We start from the raw sequence: 6,861 nt of genomic DNA on the forward strand, positions 1-6,861 counted from the left end.
GCACGTATCGACCCCGCCGACGACCAGGCTCTACAGGCGTGGTTGGCCGACGACGCGGTGTCAAAGGCAGTACATGATGCCAAGGCCGCCACCCACGCCCTGATGGGCCGGGACCTTCGTCTGGGCGGTGTGACGCTGGACGTGGCACTCGCCGCATACCTCGTCCGACCCGGTCAGCGCAGTTATGGACTGGCGGAGTTGTTCCAGCGCCATCTGCAGCGTGAGCTCCCGGAGCCCGAGGCGGCGGAGAAGCAACTGTCGCTCCTGGACGAGGTCGACGAGTCGGAGGCCGAGCAGCAGGCGGCCAACGCGGCGGCGACCCGTGCCCGGGCCGTCATCGACCTCGCCGAGCGGCTCGACGTGGAGCTAAAGCAGGTGCACGGGGCGACGCTGCTCGCGGATATGGAATTGCCGCTCGTGCCGGTGCTCGCGAGGATGGAGTCGATCGGCATAGCGGTCGACTCGTCGGCCCTTGACGACCTGCGCGACGGGTTCGCCGACCGCGGGCGTGACGCGGCGGAGGCGGCCTACGCCGCGATCGGGGGCGAGCAGATCAACCTCGGCTCGCCCAAGCAGCTCCAGGTGGTGCTGTTCGACACCCTCGGGATGCCCAAGACCAAGAAGACCAAGACCGGGTACACCACCGACGCCAAGGCGCTGGAGGAGCTGCTCGCCAAGGAGACCGGGGACACCCCGGGGCGCGCCTTCCTCGAGGCACTGCTCCTGCACCGCGAGGCGACCAAGATGCGCACCACCGTCGAGGGGCTGATCAAGACCATCGGCGACGACGGGCGCATCCACACCACGTTCAACCAGACGGTCGCCGCGACCGGACGGTTGTCCTCCACTGATCCGAATCTGCAGAACATCCCGGTCCGCACGGAGGACGGCCGACGCATCCGCAAGTCGTTCGTCGTGGGTGAGGGCTACGACTGCCTGCTCACGGCCGACTACAGCCAGATCGAGATGCGCGTGATGGCGCACCTGTCCGGTGACGAAGGCCTGATCGAGGCGTTCCGGACCGGCGAGGACCTGCACTCCTTCGTCGGATCCCGGGCGTTCGGGGTCCCGATCGACCAGGTCACCCCCGAGCTCCGGCGCCGGGTCAAGGCCATGAGCTACGGGCTCGCCTACGGACTCAGCGCGTTCGGGCTGGCCGCGCAGCTCGGGATCAGCCAGACCGAGGCCCGCGAGCAGATGGACGCGTACTTCTCCCGCTTCGGCGGGGTCCGCGACTACCTGCACACCGTGGTGGATCAGGCCCGTCGGGACGGCTACACCGAAACCCTCTTCGGCCGTCGGCGCTACCTCCCCGAGCTGAACTCGGACAACCGGCTCAAGCGCGAGAACGCCGAGCGGGCCGCTCTCAACGCACCCATCCAGGGTTCCGCCGCGGACATCATCAAGGCGGCGATGCTCAGGGTGGACGCCGACCTCGACGAGCGGGGACTGCAGAGCCGTCTGCTGCTGCAGGTCCACGACGAACTGGTCCTCGAGGTGGCGAAGGGGGAACTCGAGGAGGTCCGCGAGCTCGTCGTCGACCGGATGTACTCCGCCATCGAACTCAACGTCCCGCTGGACGTCTCCACGGGCACGGGGCCCGACTGGGACTCCGCCGCGCACTGAGTAACCAGTGAGGTAACCAGTGAGTTACCACTGACGCCAAATGTGGGCGATGCGTTTTGTGGTGCTCGGCGTATGCCCTAGGTTCATTGCAGATTCGGCTACCCGACGCCTGAAAGGGCACGCACATGACCCTCACCTCACGGCGCGGCCTCCGTGCCGCACTGGCACTGACCGCCACCGCGGCCCTCGCCCTCACCGGCTGCACGACCAACACCGAGGGGCCCGAGGACTCGGGGGAGCCCAGGCAGGAGGTCTCGCTCGAGGCGGACGACGAGATCGCCGCCCTCGTGCCGGCCGAGATCCGCGAGAAGGGCGTGCTGGTGATCGGCACCAACCCGCCGTACGCGCCCAACGAGTTCAAGAACGAGCAGGGTGAGATCGTCGGCTTCGACATCGACGTGATGACCGCCGCCGCCGAGCTGATGGGGTTGCGCGCGGAGTTCCGGGAGTCCGACTTCGAGAAGATCATCCCGGCGATCGAGGGCGGCACCATGGACATGGGCGCGTCGTCGTTCACCGTCAACGACGAGCGGCTGCAGACCGTCGACTTCGTCACCTACTTCGAGGCCGGAATCCAGTGGGCATCGGCGGCGGGCACCGACGTGGACCCCGACGATGCGTGTGGCCTGAGCGTGGCGGTCCAGCGCACCACGGTCTCCGACCAGGAGGACGTGCCCGCCCGCAGCGAGGCGTGCGTCGCCGCCGGCAATCCCGCGATCGAGAAGGTCCAGTTCGACTCCCAGGACGAGGCCTCCACCGCCGTGGCGCTGGGCAAGGTCGACGCCATGTCCGCCGACTCGCCCGTCTCGGCGTACGCCGTCAAGCAGTCCGAGGGCAAGATGCAGCTGGCCGGCGACGTCTTCGACTCCGCCCCCTACGGCTGGCCCGTGCGCAAGGGGTCCGAACTGGCCGCCGCGCTCGAGGCCGCAGCGGACAAGCTCATCGAGACCGGTGACTTCGAGAAGATCGCCCAGAACTGGGGCCTTGAGGACGGGTTGATCGACGACGCCGAGATCCGGAAGGGCTGAGTGACCGGTCGGTGAGCACCGCGCAGAACGGCGCCTCGGCCCCCCGAGACGCTCCTGATCCCATCGAGGCGGTGCCGCTCCGGCACCCGTGGCGGTGGGCTTCGGCGACCATCGTCCTGGTTCTGGTGTTCCTCTTTATCTGGGGCGCCGCGACCAACCCTGCCTACGGATGGGGCACCTACGGCCGCTACCTGTTCGACACCCGGTTCGGCATGGCGGTGTTCTACACCATCGCGCTGACGGTGCTGTCGATGGTCCTCGCTGTGATCCTGGGGGTCATCCTCTCGGTGATGCGCATGAGCAGCAACCCTGTGCTCAAGGCCGTGGCCTGGGTGTACCTGTGGATCTTCCGCGGGACCCCCATCTACGTGCAGCTGCTGTTCTGGGGCCTGATCTTCACGCTGTACCGGCAGGTCCAGTTCGGCATTCCCTTCACCGACTTCCAGATCGTGCGCTTCGACGACACGATGGTGTTGTACTCGGCGTTCTGGCTGGCAGTGGTGGGTCTGGCCATGAACGAGGCCGCCTACATGGCCGAGATCGTGCGGGCGGGTATCTCGTCCGTTCCGGAGGGACAGGCCGAGGCCTCCACTGCGCTCGGCATGTCGTGGGGTCAGACCATGCGCCGGACGATCCTGCCGCAGGCCATGCGGGTGATCATCCCGCCGACCGGCAACGAGCTGATCTCGCTGCTCAAGACCACCTCGCTCGTCGTGGCCATCCCGTTCTCGGGTGAACTCTACGGTCAGGCCCGCGACATCTCCGGGGTCAACTTCCAGATCATCCCGCTGCTGCTGGTGGCGGCCACCTGGTACCTGGTGATCACCAGCGTGCTCATGGTGGGCCAGCACTTCCTCGAGAAGCAATTCTCGCGGGGCGCCACCCGCCAGCTCACGGCGAAACAGCTGCGGGCGCTGGCCGAGGCGGACGGCCTCACCCCCTCCGGGCTCGCCGCGGCCAGAGGGACCGACCAGTCGGGAGGGATGCCATGACTCCGATGGTCAGGGCCGAGCAGGTCTGCAAGAGTTTCGGCTCACTGAGGGTGCTCAAGGGCATCGACATCGAGGTGGCCGCCGGAGAGGTGCTGTGCCTGGTCGGCCCGTCAGGGTCCGGCAAGTCCACCTTCCTCCGGTGCATCAACCACCTCGAGCGTGTCGATGCCGGTCGGCTGTACGTCGACGGCGACCTGGTGGGGTACCGGGAGAAGGGCGACAAGCTCTACGAGATCTCGCCCAGGCACGCGGCCAGGCAGCGGCGGGACATCGGGATGGTGTTCCAGCACTTCAACCTGTTCCTGCACCGCACCGCCCTGGAGAACGTCATCGAGGCGCCGATGCTGGTCAAAGGTGAGTCGAGGGCCGAGGCCACCGAGCGGGCCGGGGCCCTGCTGGAGAAGGTCGGGCTCTCGGCAAAGGCGGACGCCTACCCGGCGCAGCTGTCCGGTGGTCAACAGCAGCGGGTGGCGATCGCCCGCGCGCTGGCGATGGAGCCCAAGCTCATGCTGTTCGATGAGCCCACGTCAGCGCTGGACCCCGAACTGGTCGGTGAGGTCCTGGGCGTCATGCGGGATCTCGCGGACGCCGGCATGACCATGATCGTGGTCACCCACGAGATGGGCTTCGCCCGGGAGGTCGCGGACACGATCGCCTTCATGGACGACGGAGTCGTGGTCGAGTCCGGGCGCCCGTCCGAGGTGCTCGGGGCCCCCCGGCACCAGCGGACGCAGGACTTCCTGTCCAAGATCCTGTAGCCGGCGCCACGATCCCGCAGCCGGCGGTCAGGAGAGCGTGGCCACGAAGATGGCGGTGCCGGGGAAGACACTGCCGCGCATCGGGCTCCACTGCCCCCATTCGCGGTCCAGCCATTCCGGCCACTCGGGCTCGATCAGGTCCTGGACCACGAATCCGGCACCGACCAGTTCCCGGATCCGGTCGCCCACCGTGCGGTGGTGTTCGACGTAGGTCAGGCCGCCCTCCTCGTCGTACTCGGTGTAGGGCGTCCGGTCGAAGTAGGGGAACGCGGCCACGAGTCCCTCGGGGCCCGGATCGTCACGAAAGATCCACCGCATCGGGTGGTTGACGGAGAAGACGAACCGGCCGCCGGGTCGGAGCACGCGTGCCGCCTCCGCCATGACCCCGGCGGTGTCCGCCACGAAGGGGATGGCCCCGAACGCGGAGAACGCGACGTCGAAACTGTCGGCGGCGAACGGCAGGCGGCCGGCATCGGCCTGGATCAGCGGCACCCCGGCTGCCGGACCCGTCGACCTGCCGGCGGCCTCGGCGCCCACGCGGAGCATCCCGGCGGAGAGGTCGACGGCGACGGCGCGGGCACCGCGGCCGGCGATCCACCGGGAGCACGGCGCGGAACCGCAGCCGATCTCCAGGACGTCGCGGCCCGCGACGTCACCGAGGAGAGCCCAGTCGCCCTCGTGCAGGCCCTCGGGACACCACACGAACTCCCCGTCGGGGGAGTGGGCACCGAGGAAGTCGCCGTGTTCATCGTGGTACTCGACCGCTTCGGTATCCCACCACGTGCGGGAGGCACGGACGGACTCACCGTGGTCGGGGGGGTTTGTGGACGTCACGCTGGCAGAGTACAGTTGACCGTCGCGTGCGTACACGCTCGCGAACATCTGTCCACCTACGATTCCTATCCACTCCGGAGCACCCCACCCTATGACCACCAAAACCACCTCGCCGCAGGTAGCCGTCAACGACATCGGCTCCGCGGAGGACTTCCTCGCCGCCATCGACGCCACGATCAAGTACTTCAACGATGGCGACATCGTCGAGGGCACGATCGTCAAGGTCGACCGCGACGAGGTCCTGCTCGACATCGGATACAAGACCGAGGGTGTCATCCCCTCGCGCGAACTTTCCATCAAGCACGATGTCGACCCCGGTGAGGTCGTCGAGGTGGGCGACGAGGTCGAGGCCCTGGTCCTGACCAAGGAGGACAAGGACGGCCGTCTGATCCTGTCCAAGAAGCGCGCCCAGTACGAGCGCGCCTGGGGCACGATCGAGGAGCTCAAGGAGAAGGACGAGGCCGTCAAGGGCACCGTCATCGAGGTCGTCAAGGGCGGCCTGATCCTCGACATCGGCCTCCGTGGCTTCCTCCCCGCCTCCCTGGTGGAGATGCGCCGCGTCCGCGACCTCCTGCCGTACGTGGGCCAGGAGCTCGAGGCCAAGATCATCGAGCTGGACAAGAACCGCAACAACGTCGTGCTGTCGCGTCGTGCATGGCTCGAGCAGACCCAGTCCGCGGTCCGCTCCGAGTTCCTGCACCAGCTGCAGAAGGGCCAGGTCCGCAAGGGCGTCGTGTCCTCGATCGTCAACTTCGGTGCGTTCGTCGACCTCGGCGGCGTCGACGGTCTCGTCCACGTGTCCGAGCTGTCCTGGAAGCACATCGATCACCCGTCCGAGGTCGTCGAGGTGGGCCAGGAGGTCACCGTCGAGGTCCTCGACGTCGACCTGGACCGCGAGCGCGTCTCGCTGTCGCTCAAGGCCACCCAGGAGGATCCGTGGCGGCACTTCGCCCGGACCCACGCGATCGGTCAGATCGTGCCGGGCAAGGTCACCAAGCTCGTCCCGTTCGGCGCCTTCGTGCGCGTCGACGAGGGCATCGAGGGCCTCGTCCACATCTCCGAGCTGGCCGAGCGCCACGTCGAGGTCCCGGACCAGGTCGTCACGGTCAACGACGACGCCATGGTCAAGGTCATCGACATCGACCTCGACCGTCGCCGTATCTCGCTCTCGCTCAAGCAGGCGGACGAGGACTACACGGAGGAGTTCGACCCGTCGAAGTACGGCATGGCCGACAGCTACGACGAGGCCGGCAACTACATCTTCCCCGAGGGCTTCGATCCCGAGACCAACGAATGGCTCGAGGGCTTCGAGAAGCAGCGTGAGGAGTGGGAGAACCGCTACGCGGAGGCCGAGCGTCGTCACAAGATGCACACCGGTCAGATCGAGAAGGGTCGCGCCGCTGCCGCGGAGGCCGCGGAGGCCGCGCCGACCAACTACTCGTCTGAGTCCGCTCCGTCGTCCGCCCGCCCCGCTGCTGCGGAGACCAGTCAGGCCGAGTCGACCGGTGGCTCGCTGGCGTCCGACGAGCAGCTGGCCGCCCTGCGGGCGAAGCTCGCCGGCGGTGAGTGACCTCGCGGCCTGACGGCGCCCACGGGCGCCCGACGGCCCGGGCCACGGCCCCA

6 protein-coding genes are annotated in these 6,861 nt (G+C 68.0%); 5 read left to right on the forward strand and 1 reads right to left on the reverse strand.

Going from position 1 to position 6,861, the window contains the following annotated elements; genetic code table 11:
* The 4 genes from polA to G6027_RS10345 form a co-directional block, all read left to right on the forward strand.
* Positions 1–1,626, forward strand: a 1,626-nt coding sequence (gene polA, locus G6027_RS18815; RefSeq protein WP_241727019.1) for a DNA polymerase I, incomplete at its 5' end; no start/stop codon positions are given.
* Between the two features lie 125 nt (positions 1,627–1,751).
* The gene (locus G6027_RS10335; protein ID WP_182637101.1) at positions 1,752–2,654 is read left to right on the forward strand and encodes an ABC transporter substrate-binding protein; all 903 of its coding nucleotides are present in this window, start codon (positions 1,752–1,754) and stop codon (positions 2,652–2,654) included.
* A gap of 11 nt (positions 2,655–2,665) precedes the next feature.
* Positions 2,666–3,646: an ABC transporter permease subunit gene (locus tag G6027_RS10340; RefSeq protein WP_182637102.1), complete on the forward strand. Its 981-nt coding sequence runs from the start codon at positions 2,666–2,668 to the stop codon at positions 3,644–3,646.
* Positions 3,643–4,404 carry an amino acid ABC transporter ATP-binding protein gene (locus G6027_RS10345; protein ID WP_277612336.1) on the forward strand — a complete coding sequence of 254 codons (762 nt, stop codon included), beginning with the start codon at positions 3,643–3,645 and terminating at the stop codon, positions 4,402–4,404. The genes G6027_RS10340 and G6027_RS10345 overlap by 4 nt, the downstream gene beginning before the upstream one ends.
* A 27-nt stretch (positions 4,405–4,431) precedes the next feature.
* On the opposite strand, the gene G6027_RS10350 is transcribed toward G6027_RS10345, so the two are convergent.
* Positions 4,432–5,286 carry a class I SAM-dependent methyltransferase gene (locus tag G6027_RS10350; protein ID WP_182637103.1) on the reverse strand — a complete coding sequence of 285 codons (855 nt, stop codon included), beginning with the start codon at positions 5,284–5,286 and terminating at the stop codon, positions 4,432–4,434.
* A gap of 43 nt (positions 5,287–5,329) precedes the next feature.
* On the opposite strand from G6027_RS10350, the gene rpsA reads away from it, so the two are divergent.
* Positions 5,330–6,808, forward strand: a complete 1,479-nt coding sequence (gene rpsA, locus G6027_RS10355) for a 30S ribosomal protein S1 (RefSeq protein WP_182637104.1) — start codon at positions 5,330–5,332, stop codon at positions 6,806–6,808.
* Positions 6,809–6,861: the final 53 nt, after the last annotated feature.

The sequence above is a fragment of the Dietzia sp. SLG310A2-38A2 genome (assembly GCF_014145095.1).
GTDB lineage: Bacteria > Actinomycetota > Actinomycetes > Mycobacteriales > Mycobacteriaceae > Dietzia.